Genomic DNA, 21,197 nt, shown 5'->3' with positions numbered 1-21,197 from the left:
GGCTGGCAGTCACTTGCAGCGAACGAGCGTTCGACTGCCCTGGGTCATCTGGCCACAGCATTCGGCCTTCGTTCCACTGCCATCGGTGAAAACGCTGACGCACAGTCCGATTTCTCGACCGCTATCGGTAATGATGCGATCGCCAATGGGAACAACTCGCTGGCACTCGGTAACCAAGCCCGAACCGCAGGCGCTGGCGCGATTGCCGTGGGGAATCTGGCTGTTGCAACTGGCAATAATTCAGTCGCAATCGGTAATGGTGCCACCGCGACCAAGGATGGCCAAGTGGTAATCGCAGGTTTGGAAACCAGCACCGCAAGCCAAACCGGTACGATCTACGCAGTCACGACTGACAACAGTGGTACGCTTGGTCGCTCGTCTGTAGCCAGCACCGCTTCGGTGGCAGCCAACACGGCCAGCATCACATCGCTGCAGGCCCTTACTGCCAGCAATACGGCCAGTCTTAATACGCTATTTGGCGAGACTGCCGATAACCGCGCAGGTATCCGCAAGGCAAACGAAGGTGTCGCTATGGCTTTAGCGATGGAATCTCCTTCCCTGCCAGCAGGCACAACCTTCGGTCTATCGGGCGGCGTAGGCTATTATGAAAACCGCAGTGCCGGTACCATTGCGATGACTGCACGGGTCAGCGAAAAGGCTTCAGTCTCCGCCGGATTGGGTGTCGGTTTCGACAGCGGCGAAGTAGGTGCTCGTGGCGGCTTCCAAATTGCCTGGTAATCCGCTACACAATGCAAATGAACAAAACTATTGATAAGAATAAGAGAATGCCGGGGCTCATTGCCCCGGCGTTTTCCTATGCAGCCGCTTTGATCGCCTTCGTCTCGTTAGCGATCTCTTTGCCCGCTGTGGCTCAGCAGCAGGCAAATACCGGCCAGCCTTCGATATTGCCGCCAGCCTCAATGCGCCCCGTTCCCGATTCATTGGAAATGTCGAAACTGGTCTGGTCAACGATTATCGCTGTTGACCATGCTAATCGCTCCGGGAACTATTCGGTGCTGCGGGACATGTCGGCTCAAGGCTTCCAGATCAATAATACTGCGGCCACGCTTGCGACAACTTTTTCTGGCATTCGCAATTCGCGTATCAATTTGTCGAATGTCCTGCTTGTCCCCCCAACATATTCAGAGGCGCCCCGGCAGGTTCAGGCTGACATTTTTGAAGTTAAGGGACTGTTCGTCTTAAGACCCACTTCAATCTTTTTTAATATGTATTTTCAATGGGAACAGGGGCAATGGAAGCTTTTCGGGATCGACCTGCAGCCTATCAGCATGCAGAGCGAAACTCCTGAGGCGTCGCCGCAAAAGCGAAAGCCAGCCAATCGCTGAGTGACAGATAAACGGTCGGAAATTTTACCAATTGAGACGGTAATAGCCCTCCGTTCAGGCAACTTGCTCCCAAGCCAATAGAATAGAAGCCAGATTTGTCGCAAATCTGCTGCTGTCGGGTGTCTTACATTCTCTGAAAAAAACTTGAGAATGTCGGATGCGCCGGACTTGGGTCCGCTCGCATCCGACGCGACCCGACGGGCACGATGCACCCCTCAGACCATGGCTCTTAGCAGCGTTATCCAGCTTGGCGTGTCCCCTGACTATGGGGCAGCAAAGGCGGTCTGGCGTGCAATTCTATCCGTTCGTCCCGGCTGGCGGGCAGACAGGCATATTATCAATCAGGCGCGTCCCGTCAATTCGTGCAGCTACCAATAATCTTGCCGGTGCATAAACACGGCTGTCGATGGGTTCGAGCGTGTCTGCGTCAGCCAGCGCAGCATAATCGATACTGGTAAATCCGGCGTCCAGTATCGCCTGGTGGAGCAGGGCCAAAACAGGGCCGGGTTCAGCCCCGTTTTCAATTTCTGTAATGGCCTCGCGCATGGCGTGCGGCAGGGCTGCTGCGGCCTTGCGGCTGGCGGGTGACAGATAGCGGTTGCGGCTGCTCATCGCCAGACCGTCACTCTCGCGCACGGTGGCGATGCCGATGATCTGGTCTGCATATGGAGCGACCAGGTCCAGATCGCGGGCCATGCGGCGAATCACTGCCAGTTGCTGCCAGTCCTTTTCGCCAAAACAGGCGAAATCGGGCCGAACCTGATTGAACAATTTGCACACCACAGTGGCCACGCCGTCAAAATGCCCCGGCCTGCTTGCCCCGCAGAAATTGTCGCTTACCCCGGCCACACTGATGCTGGTGGCATAGCCTACGGGATACATGGTGGCAGCATCGGGTGCCCACAGCAGGTCCACGCCTTCGGCCTGCAGCAATGCGGAATCTTCTGCCAGTTGACGGGGATAGGCGTCCAGATCCTCGTTCGGGCCGAACTGGGTGGGGTTGACGAAAATGGATACCGCAACCCGATCGGCCCGCGATTTCGCTTCGCGCACAAGTGTGAGATGGCCTTCGTGCAGGGCGCCCATAGTGGGCACCAGACCAAGCGTTTCTCCATTGGCGCGGAATGCGGCAACGCTATTTCTCAACAAATCGAGCCGGTTGACGGTTTGCACGGGGCTGTACCCTCCGATAAGAGCTAGGACATGCCACCTAGCCGTTGCAGGCGGGGTAAAACAACCGATCCGATCAATTCAAGGACATCAGCCGCCTGTGCCCCATGCCAGCCACCAATCGAACGGCCACCAATCGAACGGCCACCAATCGAACGGCCCCCGATCCACCGGCCCCCACCGGATAACTTTTGCCAATGAAAAGGGTGGCACGGGTAAATCGACCACCGCTGTCCATGTCGCCGTGGCGCTGGCCTATCGCGGCGCCAAGGTGGCAGCGCTCGATCTGGATCCGCGGCAGCGCACCTTCCATCGCTATTTCGAAAACCGCAGCGAAACCGAAAGCCGCCGCGGTATCACCTTGCCCAGTGCCACAGTGGAAGTGTTTAATGGCGAAACGGTCGAGGAATTCGAGGATATGGCGCGGCGCGTGGGCGAAGGTGCGGATTTCCTGATTGTGGACACACCCGGCAGGGATGATCCGTTCGCCCGCCATGCCGCAACCGAGGCTGATACGCTGGTGACGCCGCTGAATGACAGCTTTGTCGATTTCGACCTTATCGGACAAGTCGATGCAGAGAGCTTCAAGGTGCGGCGCCTCAGCTTTTATGCCGAACTGATCTGGGAAACCCGCAAGACCCGCGCATTGCAGCGGCGGCAGGAAATTGACTGGGTGGTGGTCCGCAATCGCACCGGCCATGTGGAAGCGCGCAATATGCAGCGCATCGAAAAGGCGCTGACGGAACTGTCCAAGCGCGCCGGTTTTCGTGTGGCCAAGGGATTGTCGGAACGAGTGATTTATCGCGAGCTGTTTCCGTCCGGCCTGACCTTGCTCGACAAGGGGCATCTGGGCGAACTGGGCACCAGCCATCTGGTGGCGCGTCAGGAAATGCGTAATTTGCTGGCCGGGCTCAACCTGCCGCAGCGGGGCCATGCTGTTGCCGCTGATGCCGGAGCAGGCACGAGGGGTGGCAAGGGCAATGGCACGTCCAACGCCAAGCAAGACCCCAGGCAAAACCCCGGCGAAAATCCCGGCGCCAGATCAAGCCGCGCGCTGGCCTGATCCGTGCTGCGGTATATCCTTATTGCCGGGCTGGCTTGCCTTTGCTGCAAGATGTTCTTTGGCCGCTGGCCATGGGAATTCGCCAGTGCGCAGCCAGCGCGCCGGCAGGCCTTATCGCGGGCGCGCAGCCTGCTGGGCGTTTCGGCCACTGCATCGCGCAGTGAGGTGATCGAAGCGCATAAGCGACGGGTCGCCATGGTTCATCCGGACCGGGGCGGCACGAATGACCAGGTGCACGAAGCCAATGCGGCGCGTGATTTGCTAATCGGCGATCTGCCGGATTTGAACTGAGGAAACGGCATGAGCCACACATTCAATCCTACCGTGCTTCGTGAATATGATATTCGCGGCATCATTGGCGAAACCCTGGGGCCTGATGATGCCCGCGCAATCGGCCGCGGCTTTGCCACCCTGCTGCGGCGCGCTGGCGGTTCACGGATTGTGGTGGGTTATGACGGGCGCGTCAGTTCGCCCATTCTGGAACATGCGCTGATCGAAGGGATCAATGCCAGCGGGTGCGATGTCATACGCATCGGCATGAGCGCGACCCCGATGCTGTATTATGCCGAAGCGTCAGCCGAAGATGTGGATGGCGGCATTCAGATAACAGGCAGCCACAATCCCGCCAATTACAACGGCTTCAAAATGGTATTTGAAGGGCGCCCTTTCTTCGGGAAGGACATCCTCACCATCGGCCAGATGGCCGAGGCCGGGGACTGGGATGACGGCACCGGCACGGTCGAAACGCGTGCAGTCCTCGACGAGTATATCGAGCGCCTGCTGCGCGGCCTCGATGGAATTGACCCCGCCACTCTGGCCGCCATGCGGATCGGCTGGGATGCGGGCAATGGCGCTGCCGGTCCGGCGCTGGAGGCTCTCGCTGCCCGTTTGCCGGGTGAGCATCACCTGCTGTTTACCGATGTCGATGGCACGTTTCCTAATCATCATCCCGACCCCACTGTCGAAGCCAATCTGGAAGACTTGCGCCGCCTGGTCGCGGACAAGAACCTCGACTTCGGAGTTGCTTTTGACGGTGATGGTGACCGGATCGGCGCGATCGACGGCGAGGGCCGGGTGATCTGGGGCGACCAGTTGCTCATGATTTATGCCGAAGACCTCCTGAAACGCTTGCCCAAATCTACCATTATAGCGGATGTGAAGGCTTCCCGGGCGCTGTTCGACCGCGTGGCGGAAATGGGCGGCGTTCCGCTGATGTGGAAAACCGGCCACAGCCTGATTAAATCCAAAATGAAGGAAACAGGCGCGCCGCTGGCTGGCGAGATGAGCGGCCACGTCTTTTTTGCCGATACCTATTACGGGTTTGACGATGCGCTTTATGCCGGCATCCGGCTCATGGCGGCATCAGCGCGGCTGGACAAATCGGTTTCGCAATTGCGCACGGACATGCCGCAGATGCTCAATACGCCGGAAATCCGGTTTCAGGTGGATGAAAGCCGGAAATTTGCGGCCATCGATGAAGTAAAGCAGCGCCTTTCAGGCACCGATGCCAAGGTGGACGATACAGACGGGGTGCGGGTCACCAGCGATGACGGGTGGTGGCTGCTGCGCGCATCCAATACGCAGGATGTGCTCGTCGCCCGCGCGGAAAGCGATACGCAAGCCGGGCTGGACCGTTTGCTGACCCAGATTGATGACCAGCTGGCAGCATCCGGTCTTGAACGCGGGGAGCAGGCAGGTCACTGACATCGCGCATCGTCAAGCAAAGCGACTTCACAAACATTAACTTTGGAACCGGTTGCCTCCCTGTCCGTAGCTGACGGGAGGAGACCACCGGTGTTTATCGAGACAATGACCCAGGAAGCCGCAGAAGCGGAGCTTTTTGGCCGTATAAAGGCGGCTGATTTCCCCTGTGTGGGGGCAAAATCAGCATTGGCGCGCGGCACTTTGAAAGTGATCGCGGCCCATTCGCTCGACAGTGGCTGGGATGATTTGGCGATCCACCGGGCATTGATGGACTGGGCGCGTGAATATCGCGCCAATCCGGGCGGCCTGCGCAGCCTGGCGATTGTGTTTGATGGCCCCGGCAACCTTTCGGAATCGGCGTTCGAGACACTGATGTGGCAGCGGATCCAGTCCTTTGCGGACAAGGATGCCTGGCTCGGCCAGCCTTACGACCACCGCGTCAGCGCGGACCCGGATGATCCGCATTTTTCCTTAAGCTTCGGCGGAGAAGGGTTTTTTGCCGTGGGGCTGCACCCCAATGCGTCGCGCCCCGCGCGCCGTTTTGACCGGCCGGTGCTGGTCTTCAACCTGCATGATCAGTTTGAAAGCCTGCGCGAAGAAGGGCGCTACGACAAGATGCGCTCTGCCATATTGAAGCGCGACGAAGCATTGGCTGGGTCGGTCAACCCCATGCTGGCAACCCACGGCAGCGCCAGCGCGGCGCCGCAATATAGCGGACGCCATGTTGGCCCGGAATGGCAATGCCCGTTTCATGACAAGCGCGCGGTGGAAGCGGCATGACCGATAAAGTCCGCATCGAACCGCGCAGCGGAACCGCCTTCCGTCTGGCACGGGGGCAGGTGCTGACAGTGATCGACCCGCAAGGTGTGCAGGTCAGCGATCTGGTGGCCTATAATGCCGATGATGTGCGCGAAGTTATCTCGAACGGCCGGACGTTTGATTATGAAGAAACCATCCGCCTCACTGCCGGCCACCAATTGTGGTCCAACAGGTCCAATCCGATGCTGTCCATTATCGAGGATAGTGTGGGGCTGCATGATTTTCTGCTGACCCCATGCAGCACCGCAACTTTCGAACATTTTTATCCTGACAAGCCCGTCCACCGCGGCTGTTTCGGCAATCTGGCCGAGGCATTGCTGCCCTATGGCATTGGCGAAGATGCCATTCCAACTGCCTTCAACCTGTTCATGAACGTACCTGTCGATGGTCCGACCGGCAGAATCGAAGTGATTGCGCCGGTCAGCACAGCGGCCGATTTCATCCGCCTCAAAGCCGAGATGGACCTTGTCATCGGCCTGACTGCCTGTTCCGCCTATTCTTCCAATGGCGGCAGTTTCAAACCGATTGATTATGTGATCGGGTGATGGGAAAACGCTCTTCAGGGAGTGCTTTTCCCGCGCGTCTGAATATGCTCCACAGTTGAGCATGTCAGACGCTAGCGATCCGCCATTTCCATCAGAGATAAATAACTGGTTTGCCGGGCGCGAATGGCGGGTGCGCAGCCACCAGCGGGATATGTTTGCCGCTGCCGGGCGCGGCCATCATGCGCTGCTGGTGGCAGATACAGGGGCGGGCAAGACATTGGCCGGTTTCCTGCCGACGCTGGCCGATTTTTGCCCTTCGGGCCTTGGCGGCGCAGCGTTGCCGGTTGGTTTGCACACGCTCTATGTCTCCCCCCTGAAAGCCCTGGCACATGATGTGCAGCGTAACCTGCTGACCCCAGTTGAGGAAATGGGCATCGATGTGCGGATTGAAACGCGCAGCGGGGATACGCCATCAGACCGGAAAAAACGCCAGCGCAGCAAACCCCCCAATATCCTGCTGACCACGCCTGAATCACTATCGCTGTTGCTGTCCTACCCCGACAGCGGCGAATTGTTCGCCGGGTTGAAACGTATTGTGATTGACGAGATTCACGCCTTTGCAACCGGCAAGCGGGGCGATCTGCTGGCACTGGCGCTGAGCCGCCTGCAGGCTATTTCGCCGCAGCTTCAGCGCGTCGCCCTGTCCGCCACCGTGGCAGAACCTGAAGCATTCCGGGCGTGGCTGGCGCCGTGGGGCGATATTGACGCTGTGGAGCTGGTGGAAGGCGAAAAGGGGGCGCCACCAGAGGTGGAAATCCTGTTGCCCGAGGAACAGCGCGTTCCCTGGGGCGGGCATGCGGCCATCTGGGCCATTCCCCAATTGTTTGAAAAAATCCGCGCCAACAAGACAACGCTGGTGTTCACCAACACCCGTTTTCTGGCCGAGTTCATCTTCCAGCATTTGTGGGATGTGAATGACGAGAACCTGCCCATCGGCATCCATCACGGGTCGTTGTCAAAAGAAGCGCGGCGCAAGGTGGAAGGGGCCATGGCGCGGGGCGAATTGCGAGCCTTGGTGGCAACCGCCAGCCTCGATCTGGGGGTGGATTGGGGCGATATTGACTGCGTGGTGCAGATGGGCGCGCCGAAAGGTTCTTCACGCCTGCTGCAACGCATTGGCCGCGCCAATCACCGGCTGGACCAGCCCAGCCGGGCGCTGCTGGTGCCTGGCAACCGGTTTGAATTTCTGGAAGCGACTGCCGCGAAGGAGGCAGTTGATGAAGGGCAAAGGGACGGCGAAGCGTTTCGCCGCGGCGGCCTGGACGTGCTGGCCCAGCATGTGATGGCGCGCGCCTGTGCCGGCCCCTTTGACGAGGCGGAAATGCTGGCAGAAGTGCGGTCCTCCCTATCCTATGCGTGGATTGACAGCAGCATCTGGCAGCGCATTCTGAACTTTGTCGCCACCGGCGGCTATGCCTTGAAGGCGTATGATAAGTTCAGGCGGATCACGCGGGAGCGCGATGGCACATGGCGGCTGACACACCCTGAATATGCCGCGCGGCACCGGCTGAATGCCGGCATCATTATCGACAGCGAGATGCTGGATGTGCGGTTCAAGAATGGGCGGTCACTCGGGCGGGTGGAAGAACGCTTTGCCGCGTCGCTGTCACCGGGGGATACATTCGCATTTGCCGGCACCAGCCTGGAAGTCATGGGAATCAAGGATATGGAGATTACCGTCAGGGCATCTTCCAAATCGGCGATGATCCCATCCTATGGCGGCGCAAGGATGCCGCTGACCACACATCTGGCGGAGCGAGTCAGGGAAATGCTGATCGATCGTGCCGGCTGGGCGCGCTTTCCCGATGATGTGCGCGAATGGCTGGAAATGCAGGATTGGCGCAGCCAGATGCCGGGGCCAGGCCAATTGCTGGTCGAAAGCTTCCCCCATGCAGCCCGCGAATACAGCGTCTATTACACATTTGAAGGGTGGAATGCGAACCAGTCGCTGGGAATGCTGATTACCCGCAGAATGGAAGATCTGGGTCTGCGGCCGGGCGGCTTTGTCGCTAATGATTATTCACTGGCTGTCTGGGGGCTGAAGCCCGTGCGCGACCCCAGGCCGCTGCTATCGCCGGACATTCTGGACCACGAGTTTATTGAATGGATCCAGGAATCCCACCTGCTGCGCCGCGCCTTTCGGGAAGTGGCCGTAATTGCAGGGTTGGTGGACCGCCAGCATCCGGGCAAGCGCAAAACCGGCAAGCAAGTCACATTTTCCACCGACCTCATCTATGACGTGCTCCGAAAATACGAGCCGGACCATGTGCTGCTGGAAGCGGCCTGGGCCGATGCGCGTGCGAATATGACGGACGTTGGCCGGCTGGGTGCGTTGCTTGACCGCGCGGCAGGCGAACTGGTCCATGTGGAACTGGACCGCGTCAGCCCCATGGCCGTGCCGGTCATGGTGATGATGGGGCGGGAAAATGTCCCCCAAGGCGCAGTGGACGATGATTTGCTGCTGGAAGCGGAATCGCTCGCGCATGCTGCCATGCGGCTGGATGCGCCCATGGAGCGGGAAGGCGACTGATTGTTCGCGAATGATCCCCCACAACGAAAGACGCACAACAAAAAAGGGGCGGATCGCTCCGCCCCTTTGATAAATTGTAATTTTACCTGAAAGTTATCAGGCGCCGGCTTTGTTGAAAGTCCGGTATTTTTCATTGCCGACGAAGCCGAATTTGCTGACGCCGGAAGCCTTGATGATGTTCAGCACCTTGGCCGACAAGTCGTAGCTTGCCAGCGGTTCGGGCTCGAACTGAAGTTCAGGCTCGACTTCAAATGCCTTTGTTTCTTCAAGGTTGCGAACCAGCTGGCCATCATTGATGGCATCGCCATTCCACAGAATTTCGCCAGTTTGCGTAAGCACGATCTTGTTCTTGATCGGATCAACCTGATCGATCGGTGGGGGATTTGGATCGGGCTGCGGAAGATCGATGTCGACCGAATGGGTGGCTACTGGAATGGTGATGATGAACATGATGAGGAGAACGAGCATGACGTCGATCAACGGCGTCGTGTTCATTTCCATCATCGGCGAACCATCGTCCTTGCCGCCTGACATTGCCATGGTGGGTTACTCCTGAATTCGTTGCCTGCGCGCTGGGCCGACCGGGTGGTCGGCCAAACGCAAAGCCGTTCAACCGTTGGGATCGACCGGGTTGGAAATGAAGCCCACGGTCGGATAACCGGCCGCCTGGACGTTATAGATCGTGCCTGCAACGCACTGCCAAGGGGCATTGACGTCGCCACGAATGTGAACCTGCGGGATGAGGTCCGGGTCTTTCATGATCTCTTCAGGGCCACCTGCACGCTGCACAATTGTATCAAGCCGCTCAAACGCGTCATCATACAGTTCCTGCGACGTAACTGGAGTGGTATTGTTGAAGTAGATCCGGCATTCACCTTCACGGGTCGCGCCTTCAAAGCCCGGTTCGCCAGCGCTGCGTCCGGCAGCATCGGTGGTGCTGACCGTCAGAAGCAGGTTCTCAACCTTGTCCTTCGATTCGACCGTTTCGATGATCGGAATCTTGAGCTTGTCGATGGTCTGGATCGCGACCGGGACCGCGATCAGGAAGATGATCAGGAGCACCAGCATCACGTCGACGAGCGGCGTGGTGTTGATGTCCGACATCGGCGTTTCTACACCACCGCCGCCTGTCGAAATTGCCATCGCTAAATCCTATCTGAAACTATTGGGAAAGGCAGATCGCCGGGGCATGGCCGAACTGGCCAAGCCCCGGTTGATCGTGATCAGGCCTTTGGCGCCGTGGTGCCAGCAGGACGAGCAGGCGCCGCAGTAGCAGGGCGTGCCGCGCCAGTTGCTGCAACAGGCTTAACCGAGCCGGGTGCTGCGACCAGAGCAGGCTTGACCGAACCCTTGGAGTTCATGTTGGCAAGCAGGTCGGTCGAGAAGCCGCTGAGCATTTCGGCGATCTTCTTGTTGCGCGACTGCAGCCAGTTATAGGCAAGAACAGCGGGCACAGCCACCAGCAGACCAATCGCGGTCATGATCAGTGCTTCACCAACAGGGCCGGCAACCTTGTCGATCGATGCCGAACCGGCGAGGCCGATGTTGATGAGAGCGCGGTAAATACCGATAACGGTGCCGAGCAGACCAACGAATGGCGACGTAGCGCCAACCGATGCGAGGAATGGCAGACCGCCAGCAAGCTTGGAATTGATCGCCGCTTCCGAACGTGCCAGCGAACCGTGCATCCAGTCATGTGCTTCGAGGCTGTTGTCCATCTTGGTGTGGCTTTCTTCAGCCGCAAGACCATCATCAACCATCTGGCGCCATGCGCTGTTCTTGTCGAGCTTGGTAGCGCCTTCCTTGAGCGAATTCGCGCGCCAGAACTGATTGATGTTGCGGTACTGGCTCATGACCTTCTGCTGTTCCAGATATTTCGTGATCAGGATGTAGAAGGAGCCAACCGACATGATGACCAAAACACCGAAGATGGTCCAGGCGATGATGCCGCCCTGTTCCATGGCTTCGATAAAGCCGAATTTATTTTGCGGTGCCGCACCTGCGGCCAGAAGTTCGATAATCATTGCGAGTGTCCTCTCAGAAAGAAGCTGTTCAAAAAACTTGTGGTGGCACTGCCGGGCCTTTTGCGGACCGGCGGCTGCCGGTTATTCAGGTATCTGCCAGCGAACCTGGCTCGACCATGAGCCTGACACCGCATCACCATTGCCATCGGTTGCCGGACGGAAACGACCCCGACGCTGGATGTTCTTGCAGGTTGCGTCATCAAGATCGCTATGCCCGCTGGACCGTGTCACCGAGCAACTTTCCACACGGCCATCAGCGCTCACAGTAACGCGGAAACCGGTGGTTCCTTCACGCTCTTCACGAAGGGCGCGGGAAGGGTAGTCATTCGGTGTTGCCCAGGTGCCGGGATTGCCGCGAGGTTCAGCAGCCTTTGGCGCAACCCGTGGTGGGGGCGGCGGTGGCGGCGGTGCTGGCGGCGGGATCGTCGGTTGCGTGCGGATTTGTGGCGGTGCCGGTGCAATACTGATCGGCGGAGGAGGCGCGACCGGTGGAGGCGGAGCCATATCTGGCTGCGGCTCTGGCGGAGGCGGCTCGTTTTCCGGCTCAGGCGGTGGCGGTTCCTCGATATCGACCGTGGTCACGCGCTCAACCGCTTTCTTGACTGCCTCATAGGCAAGTCCGGTCACTAGCGCGTAGCCGAGGGCCACATGGATCAACCCCACAATGATCAGTGCGATAATCCGGTTACCGCTCATCTGTTGGTCAGCGTAGGCCATTCAGTCGCATCACTCCATAGTCAGTAGCGGGGCATAGCCCTGCTAGTATGCTCTTGACAGAATCCTCTCTGCCAGAGCGCAATCCGTGCTGTCCACCCTTAGAACACATTCGGGAAAAGAAGCCCGAACGGTTTTACGGAACCCAAAAGACCCAGGGTAGGCCTGTTTGAAGCATTTTTATTATAATCGCTTCAAATCTGGCCGACCATTAGCTGCGAAGGCAGATGCAGGCAAACCCTTTGTCGGTTAACGGTGAATTCACAGCTCTGCTGTTCCAACGCCCTGATGGTGATTCGGTTCTCGCAGTGCGTATATTTGAGGTAACAGACCAGTAATGTTAGATAATTCCAAGATGCGGCACAGTGTCGGCCTCGCCCTCATTCTGGCTTTTTCACCTGTGCCGGCCGCTTTTTCACAGCCCGTTTCGCCAGTTTCGGTGGAGTCCACTTACGCTGATATTGTCGATCTGGCGGATGTCTCCACACTTGTGGTGCACGCACGGATTCGCAAGCAGATCGAACTCGAGCCTGAACGCTCGCCTGGCCTCGAGGCAGGCTTTGTGCGCTTGTATATCGAGGCTGATACGGTCGCCTTGCTGGCGGGCAATGCGCCGGTTGGCGAATCGGTCCGCTATCTTGTCGATCTGCCGCGTAACGCCAAGGGGCGCTCACCCAAGCTGAAGAAAGACGAGGTTTTGCTGTTTGCCCGCCCGGTAACGGGCAGAATCGGGGAAATCCAGCTGGTTGGCAGCGGGGCACAAATGCCGTGGTCCCCGCCGCTGGAATTGCGGGTGCGGCCCATTCTAGCCAGTATGGTGGCTGCCGATGCACCGCCGGTGGTGACCGGCGTACGCGATGCGCTGTCAGTAAACGGCAATCTGGTGGGCGAATCAGAAACGCAGATATTCCTCTCGACGAAACGGGATGGTCCGGTGTCGCTGACGGTCATTCGCCGGCCCGGCCAGGCACCTGAATGGGGCGTTTCGTGGACCGAGATTGTCGATCAGGCAGCGCGCCCGCCAGCGCGGGATACGCTGGAGTGGTACCGGCTGGCCTGTTTCTTGCCGGCAGCATTGCCTGGCGCGGCCAATCTTTCACGCGAAGCCGGTTCCCGCGCGCAGGCTGCTGATGATTACAGATTTGTGATCAGCAGTCTTGGCCCATGCGAGCGCAATCGGCTGGTTTCTGCTGGATAGACTGGCTCCTGCTGGATAGATGTGCTTGTGGCTGGTGATGGCGGCGCCGTGCTGTGCGCTGCCTTACCCCGCCCCCTTACCCTGCCGCCCCCTAGGATGCCACGGTGTAGCCTGCAGCAAACCCACCTTTGGCGGCCCAAGGGAAACCTTGGGCGCAAAGCGGGTTCCTTCCCGCGCCTGACAACGGCTAAGGCGGGTGTGATCAGGCATCGCGCCCGGGCTTTACACGGCAACAACAAAGGAACAGGCAGCAGACCATGGCACACGCTTCAAAACCCTTGCGGATTGCTTTGGCCGGGCTGGGCACTGTCGGCTGCGGCGTGATTCGCCTGCTGGATGCCAATGCGGCCATCGTGCGGGCACGGGCAGGGCGTGAATTGCAGGTTGTGGCAGTCAGCGCCCGCGACAAGGGCAAGCAGCGCGGCGTCGATCTGGGCAGATTTGCGTGGGAAGATGACATGACGGCCATGGCCGCGCGCGATGATGTGGATGTGGTGGTTGAACTGGTCGGCGGGTCCGACGGGCCAGCGCTGACCCTGGCACGCAACACCATCAAGGCAGGCAAAGGTCTGGTTACGGCCAACAAGGCCATGATCGCCCATCACGGCATGGAACTGGCGCGGTTGGCAGAAGCGGCCCGCGTTCCGCTAAAATTCGAAGCCGCAGTGGCTGGCGGCATTCCGGTGGTCAAAGGCCTGCGCGAAGGGACCGCAGCCAACGCGATCGAGCATATTTACGGCATTCTCAACGGCACATCCAATTACATCCTGTCCACCATGGAAGCGACGGGCGCGGATTTTGCCGATACGCTGAAGGAAGCACAGGCAAAGGGCTATGCCGAAGCGGACCCGACCTTTGACATCGAAGGGACCGATGCAGCACATAAGCTGGCGATTCTGGCCAGCATTGCATTCGGCTCGCAAGTGGATTTTGCCGCCGTGGAATGCGAAGGTATTGCGCAGGTGCGGGCCGCCGATATCGCCCAGGCCAACGCGCTTGGCTATGTCATTCGCCTGATCGGCATGGCCGATGTGGAAACGGGCGATGATGGCGCCAGCCGGTTGCTGCAGCGGGTCAAGCCATGTCTTGTGCCCAGGGACCACCCGCTGGCCCATGTGACCGGCGCGACCAATGCTGTTGTCGCGGAAGGCAATTATTCCGGCCGGCTGCTGTTTCAGGGCCCCGGCGCAGGCGATGGGCCAACAGCCAGCGCCGTGGTGGCCGACTTGATCGACATTGCGCGCGGCGAAACGTCCGCACCCTTTTCCGTGCCGGTGGCTGATCTGGTGGCCATGCCGGCGGCTGGTTCCGGCAACCGCACGGGGCGCACCTATCTGCGCTTCACCGTGACTGACCGGCCCGGTGTGCTGGCGGAAATCACCGCTGCGATGCGCGATGCCGGCGTGTCGATTGAAAGCATGATCCAGCAGGGCCAGAAATCTGCAGGCGGCGAAGTGCTGGTGGCAATGGTGGCGCATGACGGGCCGGAGAAGAACGTTTCTCACGTGCTGGAACTGCTCGGCGCGTCGCCCAGCCTGACTGCGGACCCTCTGGTAATGCAGATTATCGAGGGCTGATTTTTACCGGCCTTTTTTCAGACCCCTGGCGATCAGATCTGCATCGGACCCTTCGGGCGCATCGGGCAATGCCGTAAAATCAATCATATAGGCAGGCGGCGGCGGGCATTTTTGCAGGCCGGGAATGCACAGGCTGCCGACTGTGGCGGGGCCCTTGAAAATGCCCGGTCCGGCCACGTCGGGTGCGCGCGGAAGGCCATCGTCCAGTGCTTCTTCTGACTGGCCATCCAGTTCCGACGATGATTTGACGCGAAATTGCGAATTGTCCTGTTCGCGCGCGCACACCACAATTTCGTCGCCTTCCTGCGGTGCGCAGGCAGGCTGCGGCGGGGGCGGGCCATAGGCATCGCGGGCCGCTTCGATGACCTTTTCGGCAGTGACCCGGCCCTGTTGCTGCGCCTGTGCCCCGGTCGCCGAGGCTGCCAGCGATAAAATAGCAAGTGCGGCAATTCTCGACATTCCCGGGCTCCCTGTCTAAGCGGCTCCCAACCGCGCCAAAGGGACTGAATCTGCCATGAACGATAGTACATCCTCCGCCGCCACATCGGCCCGTGTCAGCAAGAGCAGCGTGCTCGACCGTGCCTTGGTCCTTGAAATGGTGCGGGTTACCGAAGCTGCCGCAATCGCTGCCTCCAAACTGATTGGCCGAGGGGATGAAAAGGCCGCTGATGCCGCTGCGGTGGAAGCCATGCGCCGCGCTTTTGACGAACTTGATATCGATGGCACCGTAGTCATCGGCGAAGGCGAACGCGACGAAGCGCCGATGCTGTATATTGGCGAAAAGGTAGGCGGCGCGCCGGGCCGTGGGCCCAAAATCGACATTGCGCTCGACCCGTTGGAAGGCACCACCATCACAGCCAAGGCTGGCCCCAATTCCCTCGCCGTGCTGGCGGCCGCAGAAGAGGGCTGCCTGTTGAACGCACCTGATGTCTATATGGACAAGCTGGCCGTTGGCCCCGGCTATCCTGAAGGCATCATCGATCTGGCCAAAAGCCCGACCGAGAATGTCGAGGCCGTTGCCCGCGCCAAGGGCGTGGAGCCGGGCGATATCATCGTCTGCGTGCTGGACCGCCCGCGCCACGCCGCCATGATCGAGGAATTGCGCGCCATTGGCTGCGGCATCTATCTCATCCCCGATGGCGATGTGGCCGGCGTGATTGCGGTGACTGACGAGGACACCACGATCGACATGTATATGGGCCAGGGCGGGGCACCGGAAGGCGTGCTGGCAGCAGCGGCACTGCGCTGTGTTGGCGGCCAGTTCAATGGCCGGCTGGTGTTCCGCAACGAGGATGAAAAATCCCGCGCCCGCAAATGGGGCATCGAAGACCTCGACCGCATCTACAAGCTGGAAGATCTGGCCAAGGGCGACTGCATCTTTGCCGCCACCGGCGTCACCAGCGGTTCATTGCTGGAAGGGGTGAAACGCTTCCGCGGTGGCCGCGTCACGACCGAAAGCGTGGTAATGCGCGCCAGTTCGGGCACGGTGCGCTGGATCAAGGGTGAACATCACGGCGTCTGACCGGCATTTATGAACGGCACCCATCCTGCAGCAGGCCCGCTCTTTCAACAACCCGCGCAGCAGGCCTGTTGCAATAGCATGACGGTGGGCTAATCGGTCTGGGCATTAGCCAGCAGGGATTCGCTGCGGCACCCGGGCACCGCGTACAAAGGAATTCTGCATGAAGATAATGGCCGCAAATTCGAACCTGCCTCTTGCACGGGCAATTGCGGCCTATCTTGAAATGCCCCTGACTGACGCTAGCGTCCGGCGTTTTGCCGATGAAGAAATTTTCATCGAAATTCATGAAAATGTGCGCGGCGAGGATGTTTTCATCGTCCAGTCGACCAGTTTTCCGGCCAATGACAATCTCATGGAACTGCTGATCGGGATTGACGCGCTGCGCCGTGCCTCGGCCCGCCGGATCACTGCCGTGGTGCCCTATTTCGGCTATGCCCGGCAGGACCGCAAGCCTGGCCCGCGCACACCGATTTCCGCCAAGCTGGTGGCCAACCTGATTACCGAAGCCGGCGCGGACCGCGTCCTGTCAGTCGATCTTCATGCCGGACAAATCCAGGGCTTCTTCGATATTCCGACCGACAATCTGTATGCAGCGCCTGTCATGGCAGCAGACATTCAGGCGCGCTACGGCGATCAGGATCTGATGGTCGTCTCGCCCGATGTGGGCGGCGTTGTGCGCGCCCGCGCGCTGGCAAAACGGCTGGACAATGCCCCGCTCGCCATCGTGGACAAGCGCCGCGACCGGCCCGGCGAATCCGAAGTCATGAACATCATCGGTGATGTGCAGGGCCGCCATTGCATCCTGATTGACGATATTGTCGATTCGGGCGGCACATTATGCAATGCAGCGCAGGCGTTGCTGGATCAGGGGGCGAGCAGTGTTGCCGCCTATATTACTCACGGTGTCCTGTCTGGCGGGGCAGTGGCCCGGGTCAATGCATCGGCGCTGAAAGAACTGGTCATTTCCGATACCATCAGGCCAACCGATGCGGCGCTCGACAGTGACCGGATCCGCATCCTCACCATTGCACCGCTGATTGGCGAAGCGGTCAGGCGGATTGCCGACGAAAGTTCGGTCAGCTCTCTGTTCGACTGACGCGTTCCGGCGGTTCCTGCCATGGCATGATGGCATCGGGTTCAACCCGTTTGAGAACTTCCAGCCGCCGTGCCTGCCGGTGTTCCAGCGTCAGCGTCATCAGGGGCTGGGGTGTGCGTACGAATTGCGTTGGCGTCATGCCGAACAGGTCGACAAAGTCACGGTTGAGATGCGACTGGTCAAAATAACGCAGCGCCAGTTCAGCGGCTTCCGATGCGTCAGCCACGCCTTTGAGATGGGCTGCCATGTCCAGAGCGCGGGCGCGCCGTAAAACCTGCTTGGGCGGCAGGCCGAAATCCCTTTTGATAACTCGCTCCAGCCGTTTCGGCTCGATGCCGTTGGCCTTGGCAAAATCCTTCACCTTGATGTTCGGATTGGCAAAGGCGATTTCATCAAACCGCCGGGTAATCTGATCAGGTTCCATCATTCCGCGCTGCTGAACAAGCGCGCGCATGTAATTTTCCAGCACGTCCATCCACTCGGCGCGGGTCGCGCCATCCCTGAACAGGGCCATCAATTCCGAACTGTCGAAGCCCAGTTCCTCAAATGGGCTCAACCGGTCCGTCAGCCCCGCCACATCATGCAGCCCCAGCGCGTGACATGTGCCAGGTGCCAGCGACAGGGCGACGGTAGCAAAATCGCCCTTCACTCGGCACGGCAAACGGCGTGAATGGGGCCCGAAGAAAATCGCCGTGCGGGAATAGAAAGCCGGACCGCTGCTGGTCTCTGCCTGCCATTCTCCCTTGAGGAGGATGCGAAGCACGGAAGTATCTGCCAATATTCCGCAACTGATTGTCTGCGCCCCGTCGACCTGCGCCATGGTTGCATGGATGCGGCCAATCCACGGGGAAAGGTCAGCGGCAGGCGCACGGCTGACCGAAACGGGCTGGCTGCCGGGCGCATCGGTGCCTTGTGCGATGGTCTTCAGCAGCCTTTGATTTGCGTCGCCCTCTGACATGGCTAGTTGGTGCTGGCCGATGGCGCCGGCTGAAGGGGGGCCCGCATCCAGGGGCGGATGGCATCGGGGGCAATCCGGTCAAGCAGTTCCAGACGGCGCGCCTGCCGGATTTCGAGGCTGAGTGTCAGCAGACCCTGCCGGTCGCGCATGAACTGGCGCGGGGTCATCCCGAAAAAGGCAGTAAATTCGCGAATTTCGTGTGACTGGTCAAAGAACCTGAGCTGGATTTCTTCGGTTTCTTCCTCGTCTGCCACCCCGCATAGGCGGGTTGCCAGATCAAGCGTGCGCGCCCGGCGCATGACCTGTTTGGGCGTCAGGCCGAAACTGCGTTTCACAGCGCGCTGCAAAGTGCGGACCGTGACATTGTTGATTTCCGCAAATTCGAAAATCGACTGGTTCGGGTCGGCAAAAGCCGCTTCTTCAAATGCCTGCGCCAGGGGGTCTGGCGGTGCAACCCCGCGGGTGGTGATGGAATGCAGCAGCCAGCTTTCGATTGCGCCAAGCCATTCTTCTGCGCCGATGCCGGGGTGATGCAAATTGGTCAATTCGCGGTCGTCGATGCCGACGTAATCCATGAATTTGATCCGATCGATCAGGCTGCCATCATCCACACCCCACAGGCTGCGCATGGCGCCGGGCTTGAGCATGAACCCGGCCACTTCGATGCCGCCGGTGAATTTCATCGGCATGGCCTTGCTATGCTGGCCGCAAAGAAACGTCTGATCGCGGATTTCCATGGCGCCATCTGCCGTCTGCGCCACCCAGTCCACCGCAACGGCGGTGCGGACATAGCCTGCATCATTACACAGCAGGCCCGAGCGGGTAATGCTGTCAGTGCCGCGCGCGACAGCCACCATCATCCGGCCAATCCACGGGGATAAGGCATCGACGGGCGCACGGTTGAACGACAGCGGAACGCCATCGGGTGTCGACCCTGTCACCGGCTTCAGGCCGCTGCGAACTTCATTGTCATGAAAATCCACATCAGCCGTCTGGCCAGCGGCCAGTGGAATTTCTTTGCGATCCGTACTCACTTATTCTTTCGCCTTTCGCCACTTGGGCGCGAGAAGTTGACTAAAAGCAACAACTATTCGTGCTGGCAATGCTTAAAGGCCGCAAGGTCCATTTCCGATGAAAAATACAAAGCGCTGAATCCGGACAAGTAATTATAATGCAAAAGCCGGATGGATCCAGACCGTCAGGACTTGACCAGGCGGCGGCAGATGGCAAATGGCACCGGTATGGACCTTAGAAACGACATCGCTCTGGCGCAGCGCCTGGCAGATCTGGCGGGCGCTGCGATCAAGCCGCATTTCCGGACCGTTCCGGGCGAGCGCAAGGATGATGCCACACCTGTCACAGAAGCAGATCGCGCCGCCGAAGAAGCCATGCGCCGTATCCTCACCGCAGAAGTGCCGCGTGACGGGGTGGCGGGTGAAGAATTTGGCACCACTCCGGGCGAATCCGGCCGCCAGTGGGTGCTCGACCCAATCGACGGCACAACCGGATTTCTGGCTGGCCGGCCCATTTTCGGCACGCTGATCGCGCTTCTGGTCGATGGCTGGCCAGTGCTGGGGATCATTGACCAGCCCATTCTGGGTGAACGCTGGCTGGGCGTTACCGGCCGGCCGACCACGCTGAATGGCCAGCCTGTGACCACCCGGCCCTGCCGCGAATTGTCGGATGCAACGCTGGCGACCACTGGCCCGCATTATTTCGATGCCCACCAGGGCGAACATTTCATGGCCCTTGCCGCCCGCACCGATCACAAGCGGATGGTGATGGGCGGCGATTGCTACAATTACGCCATGCTGGCTTCGGGCCATCTCGACGTGGTGTGCGAAGCGGGGTTGAAGCTGCATGATTTTGCCGCGCTGGTGCCCATCGTGGAAGGCGCAGGCGGCCTGGTGTGTGACTGGAATGGCGAACCGCTGCACGCCGCTTCTGCAGGTGATGTGCTGGCGCTGGGCGATCCGGCGCGGCTGGAAGATGTGATCGAGGCATTGGCCAGCGGGCATTAGTTTTCGGCGCTTGGTGGCGGCTGTCAAATTCCGTCGCTCACTGGGCTTGCCATTTTACAGGCTTGGGCTTATTGGCCCGCGCTTCACTACACGTGATTCATGAGTTGGCCTGGCTGTAAGGGCTGCCAGGGCCAACGAAGCGTGTTTCTGACCCATATTCCTTAGGGAGAACAAAAATGCCCAAGCTGAAGACCAAAAGCGGTGTGAAGAAACGCTTCAAAATCACCGCAACCGGCAAAGTGAAGCACGGTGTGGCTGGCAAGCGCCACCGCCTGACGCATCACACTGCCAAGTACATCCGCCAGAACCGTGGCACTTCCGTGATTTCCGATGCTGATGCGCGGACGATCAAGAAATGGGCCCCATACGGCCTCGATTGAGCCGGTTCGGATTACAGGAGTACTAGACTATGCCACGCATTAAACGCGGTGTTACCACCCGCCTCAAACATAAACGGTTACTCGATCAGGCCAAGGGCTATCGCGGTCGCCGCAAGAATACGATTCGCGTTGCACGCCAGGCCGTCGAAAAGGCTGGCCAGTATGCATATCGTGACCGCAAGGTTAAGAAGCGCAGCTTCCGCGCCCTGTGGATCCAGCGCATCAACGCTGCAGTTCGGGCCGAAGGCCTGACCTATTCGCAGTTCATGCACGGCACCAAGCTGGCCGGTATCGAACTTGACCGCAAGGTCATGGCGGATCTGGCGATGAATGAAGGCGCTGCTTTCAAGACGATCATCGAACAGGCCAAGAACGCGCTTCCAGCCTGAACTGATCGGTTCAATTGAATATCGCAAAAGGCGGTCCTTCGGGGCCGCCTTTTTTGTTGGGCATGGCCGGACAGGCGGCAGGAAATGCCATCAGGCATACTCCTTCTTTGCGTTGCGCGCCGATTGGCGCTAGCGGGCGTG

Annotated in this window: 23 protein-coding genes; 15 read left to right on the top strand and 8 right to left on the bottom strand. The window is 59.5% G+C overall.

Translation table 11 applies throughout. The features are described from left to right. Positions 1-738: YadA-like family protein (locus GRI44_RS13895; RefSeq protein ID WP_202386307.1), on the top strand; the 738-nt coding region annotated here is incomplete at its 5' end. Positions 739-755: 17 nt separating this feature from the next. Further along, on the top strand, positions 756-1,346 hold the full coding sequence (locus GRI44_RS10020) for a hypothetical protein (protein WP_160601661.1): 591 nt from the start codon (positions 756-758) through the stop codon (positions 1,344-1,346). Between the two features lie 297 nt (positions 1,347-1,643). On the opposite strand, the gene panC is transcribed toward GRI44_RS10020, so the two are convergent. Next, positions 1,644-2,519, bottom strand: a complete 876-nt coding sequence (panC, locus tag GRI44_RS10015; protein WP_160601660.1) for a pantoate--beta-alanine ligase — start codon at positions 2,517-2,519, stop codon at positions 1,644-1,646. A gap of 181 nt (positions 2,520-2,700) precedes the next feature. Between panC and GRI44_RS10010 the strand changes: the two genes are divergently transcribed. The 6 genes from GRI44_RS10010 (at position 2,701) to GRI44_RS09985 (ending at position 9,177) form a co-directional block, all read left to right on the top strand. After that, complete coding sequence (locus GRI44_RS10010; RefSeq protein ID WP_332872432.1) at positions 2,701-3,579, top strand: division plane positioning ATPase MipZ; 879 nt, start codon at positions 2,701-2,703, stop codon at positions 3,577-3,579. Between the two features lie 51 nt (positions 3,580-3,630). Continuing rightward, on the top strand, positions 3,631-3,870 hold the full coding sequence (locus GRI44_RS10005; RefSeq protein WP_202386301.1) for a J domain-containing protein: 240 nt from the start codon (positions 3,631-3,633) through the stop codon (positions 3,868-3,870). Positions 3,871-3,879: 9 nt separating this feature from the next. Beyond that, positions 3,880-5,283: a phosphoglucomutase/phosphomannomutase PgmG gene (pgmG, locus tag GRI44_RS10000; RefSeq protein WP_160601657.1), complete on the top strand. Its 1,404-nt coding sequence runs from the start codon at positions 3,880-3,882 to the stop codon at positions 5,281-5,283. A 105-nt stretch (positions 5,284-5,388) separates the two neighbouring features. Continuing rightward, positions 5,389-6,063: a guanitoxin biosynthesis heme-dependent pre-guanitoxin N-hydroxylase GntA gene (gene gntA, locus GRI44_RS09995; RefSeq protein ID WP_160602329.1), complete on the top strand. Its 675-nt coding sequence runs from the start codon at positions 5,389-5,391 to the stop codon at positions 6,061-6,063. Further along, positions 6,060-6,647 carry a DUF1989 domain-containing protein gene (locus GRI44_RS09990; protein WP_160601656.1) on the top strand — a complete coding sequence of 196 codons (588 nt, stop codon included), beginning with the start codon at positions 6,060-6,062 and terminating at the stop codon, positions 6,645-6,647. The genes gntA and GRI44_RS09990 overlap by 4 nt, the downstream gene beginning before the upstream one ends. 61 nt (positions 6,648-6,708) lie before the next feature. Continuing rightward, positions 6,709-9,177, top strand: coding sequence for a ligase-associated DNA damage response DEXH box helicase (locus GRI44_RS09985; RefSeq protein WP_160601655.1), 2,469 nt, complete (start codon positions 6,709-6,711; stop codon positions 9,175-9,177). 96 nt (positions 9,178-9,273) lie between these two features. Here GRI44_RS09985 and GRI44_RS09980 read toward each other — a convergent pair whose 3' ends face one another. From GRI44_RS09980 to GRI44_RS09965, 4 genes are all read right to left on the bottom strand, one after another. Next, on the bottom strand, positions 9,274-9,717 hold the full coding sequence (locus GRI44_RS09980; RefSeq protein ID WP_160601654.1) for an ExbD/TolR family protein: 444 nt from the start codon (positions 9,715-9,717) through the stop codon (positions 9,274-9,276). 69 nt (positions 9,718-9,786) lie between these two features. Then, entirely contained in the window at positions 9,787-10,320 is a 534-nt protein-coding gene (locus tag GRI44_RS09975; protein WP_202386300.1) for an ExbD/TolR family protein, read from the bottom strand. Positions 10,321-10,400: 80 nt separating this feature from the next. Further along, on the bottom strand, positions 10,401-11,201 hold the full coding sequence (locus GRI44_RS09970) for a MotA/TolQ/ExbB proton channel family protein (RefSeq protein ID WP_160601653.1): 801 nt from the start codon (positions 11,199-11,201) through the stop codon (positions 10,401-10,403). Positions 11,202-11,282: 81 nt separating this feature from the next. Beyond that, positions 11,283-11,918 (bottom strand): energy transducer TonB, encoded by a 636-nt coding sequence (locus GRI44_RS09965; protein WP_160601652.1) that lies wholly within the window; start codon positions 11,916-11,918, stop codon positions 11,283-11,285. 334 nt (positions 11,919-12,252) lie between these two features. Between GRI44_RS09965 and GRI44_RS09960 the strand changes: the two genes are divergently transcribed. Beyond that, the gene (locus GRI44_RS09960) at positions 12,253-13,113 is read left to right on the top strand and encodes a hypothetical protein (protein WP_232843101.1); all 861 of its coding nucleotides are present in this window, start codon (positions 12,253-12,255) and stop codon (positions 13,111-13,113) included. 257 nt (positions 13,114-13,370) lie between these two features. Continuing rightward, positions 13,371-14,690 (top strand): homoserine dehydrogenase, encoded by a 1,320-nt coding sequence (locus GRI44_RS09955; RefSeq protein WP_160601651.1) that lies wholly within the window; start codon positions 13,371-13,373, stop codon positions 14,688-14,690. Between the two features lie 3 nt (positions 14,691-14,693). Here GRI44_RS09955 and GRI44_RS09950 read toward each other — a convergent pair whose 3' ends face one another. Beyond that, complete coding sequence (locus tag GRI44_RS09950; RefSeq protein ID WP_160601650.1) at positions 14,694-15,149, bottom strand: hypothetical protein; 456 nt, start codon at positions 15,147-15,149, stop codon at positions 14,694-14,696. Positions 15,150-15,204: 55 nt separating this feature from the next. On the opposite strand from GRI44_RS09950, the gene glpX reads away from it, so the two are divergent. Together glpX and GRI44_RS09940 are read left to right on the top strand one after the other, a co-directional pair. Further along, positions 15,205-16,212 carry a class II fructose-bisphosphatase gene (gene glpX, locus GRI44_RS09945; protein ID WP_160601649.1) on the top strand — a complete coding sequence of 336 codons (1,008 nt, stop codon included), beginning with the start codon at positions 15,205-15,207 and terminating at the stop codon, positions 16,210-16,212. A 160-nt stretch (positions 16,213-16,372) separates the two neighbouring features. Further along, positions 16,373-17,308, top strand: coding sequence for a ribose-phosphate pyrophosphokinase (locus tag GRI44_RS09940; RefSeq protein ID WP_160601648.1), 936 nt, complete (start codon positions 16,373-16,375; stop codon positions 17,306-17,308). Here GRI44_RS09940 and GRI44_RS09935 read toward each other — a convergent pair. Together GRI44_RS09935 and GRI44_RS14135 are read right to left on the bottom strand one after the other, a co-directional pair. Further along, positions 17,289-18,266, bottom strand: coding sequence for a helix-turn-helix domain-containing protein (locus tag GRI44_RS09935; protein WP_232843100.1), 978 nt, complete (start codon positions 18,264-18,266; stop codon positions 17,289-17,291). The genes GRI44_RS09940 and GRI44_RS09935 overlap by 20 nt on opposite strands. A 2-nt stretch (positions 18,267-18,268) precedes the next feature. Continuing rightward, positions 18,269-19,300 carry a helix-turn-helix domain-containing protein gene (locus tag GRI44_RS14135; RefSeq protein WP_160601647.1) on the bottom strand — a complete coding sequence of 344 codons (1,032 nt, stop codon included), beginning with the start codon at positions 19,298-19,300 and terminating at the stop codon, positions 18,269-18,271. Between the two features lie 207 nt (positions 19,301-19,507). Between GRI44_RS14135 and hisN the strand changes: the two genes are divergently transcribed. The 3 genes from hisN (at position 19,508) to rplT (ending at position 21,056) form a co-directional block, all read left to right on the top strand. Beyond that, entirely contained in the window at positions 19,508-20,287 is a 780-nt protein-coding gene (gene hisN / locus GRI44_RS09925; RefSeq protein ID WP_160601646.1) for a histidinol-phosphatase, read from the top strand. A 176-nt stretch (positions 20,288-20,463) separates the two neighbouring features. Further along, positions 20,464-20,667 carry a 50S ribosomal protein L35 gene (gene rpmI / locus GRI44_RS09920; protein WP_160601645.1) on the top strand — a complete coding sequence of 68 codons (204 nt, stop codon included), beginning with the start codon at positions 20,464-20,466 and terminating at the stop codon, positions 20,665-20,667. A gap of 29 nt (positions 20,668-20,696) precedes the next feature. Next, entirely contained in the window at positions 20,697-21,056 is a 360-nt protein-coding gene (rplT, locus tag GRI44_RS09915) for a 50S ribosomal protein L20 (RefSeq protein ID WP_160601644.1), read from the top strand. Positions 21,057-21,197: the final 141 nt, after the last annotated feature.

This window comes from Allopontixanthobacter confluentis, from assembly GCF_009827615.1.
Taxonomy (GTDB): Bacteria; Pseudomonadota; Alphaproteobacteria; order Sphingomonadales; family Sphingomonadaceae; genus Allopontixanthobacter; species Allopontixanthobacter confluentis.
This window is presented reverse-complemented; position numbering and strand designations above follow the sequence as displayed.

What these genes read in the sequence shown, in the direction of transcription:
- GRI44_RS09980 (WP_160601654.1), bottom strand. Translation starts at nt 9,717, where the DNA reads ATGGCAATGTCAGGCGGCAAGGACGATGGTTCGCCGATGATGGAAATG.
- GRI44_RS09990 (WP_160601656.1), top strand. Translation starts at nt 6,060, where the DNA reads ATGACCGATAAAGTCCGCATCGAACCGCGCAGCGGAACCGCCTTCCGT.
- GRI44_RS09940 (WP_160601648.1), top strand. Translation starts at nt 16,373, where the DNA reads ATGAAGATAATGGCCGCAAATTCGAACCTGCCTCTTGCACGGGCAATT.
- rplT (WP_160601644.1), top strand. Translation starts at nt 20,697, where the DNA reads ATGCCACGCATTAAACGCGGTGTTACCACCCGCCTCAAACATAAACGG.
- GRI44_RS10005 (WP_202386301.1), top strand. Translation starts at nt 3,631, where the DNA reads ATGTTCTTTGGCCGCTGGCCATGGGAATTCGCCAGTGCGCAGCCAGCG.
- GRI44_RS10020 (WP_160601661.1), top strand. Translation starts at nt 756, where the DNA reads ATGAACAAAACTATTGATAAGAATAAGAGAATGCCGGGGCTCATTGCC.
- GRI44_RS09955 (WP_160601651.1), top strand. Translation starts at nt 13,371, where the DNA reads ATGGCACACGCTTCAAAACCCTTGCGGATTGCTTTGGCCGGGCTGGGC.
- hisN (WP_160601646.1), top strand. Translation starts at nt 19,508, where the DNA reads ATGGACCTTAGAAACGACATCGCTCTGGCGCAGCGCCTGGCAGATCTG.
- GRI44_RS09960 (WP_232843101.1), top strand. Translation starts at nt 12,253, where the DNA reads ATGTTAGATAATTCCAAGATGCGGCACAGTGTCGGCCTCGCCCTCATT.
- GRI44_RS09935 (WP_232843100.1), bottom strand. Translation starts at nt 18,266, where the DNA reads ATGTCAGAGGGCGACGCAAATCAAAGGCTGCTGAAGACCATCGCACAA.
- glpX (WP_160601649.1), top strand. Translation starts at nt 15,205, where the DNA reads ATGAACGATAGTACATCCTCCGCCGCCACATCGGCCCGTGTCAGCAAG.
- GRI44_RS09965 (WP_160601652.1), bottom strand. Translation starts at nt 11,918, where the DNA reads ATGGCCTACGCTGACCAACAGATGAGCGGTAACCGGATTATCGCACTG.
- rpmI (WP_160601645.1), top strand. Translation starts at nt 20,464, where the DNA reads ATGCCCAAGCTGAAGACCAAAAGCGGTGTGAAGAAACGCTTCAAAATC.
- GRI44_RS09950 (WP_160601650.1), bottom strand. Translation starts at nt 15,149, where the DNA reads ATGTCGAGAATTGCCGCACTTGCTATTTTATCGCTGGCAGCCTCGGCG.
- GRI44_RS09970 (WP_160601653.1), bottom strand. Translation starts at nt 11,201, where the DNA reads ATGATTATCGAACTTCTGGCCGCAGGTGCGGCACCGCAAAATAAATTC.
- GRI44_RS09975 (WP_202386300.1), bottom strand. Translation starts at nt 10,320, where the DNA reads ATGGCAATTTCGACAGGCGGCGGTGGTGTAGAAACGCCGATGTCGGAC.
- gntA (WP_160602329.1), top strand. Translation starts at nt 5,389, where the DNA reads ATGACCCAGGAAGCCGCAGAAGCGGAGCTTTTTGGCCGTATAAAGGCG.
- GRI44_RS09985 (WP_160601655.1), top strand. Translation starts at nt 6,709, where the DNA reads ATGTCAGACGCTAGCGATCCGCCATTTCCATCAGAGATAAATAACTGG.
- pgmG (WP_160601657.1), top strand. Translation starts at nt 3,880, where the DNA reads ATGAGCCACACATTCAATCCTACCGTGCTTCGTGAATATGATATTCGC.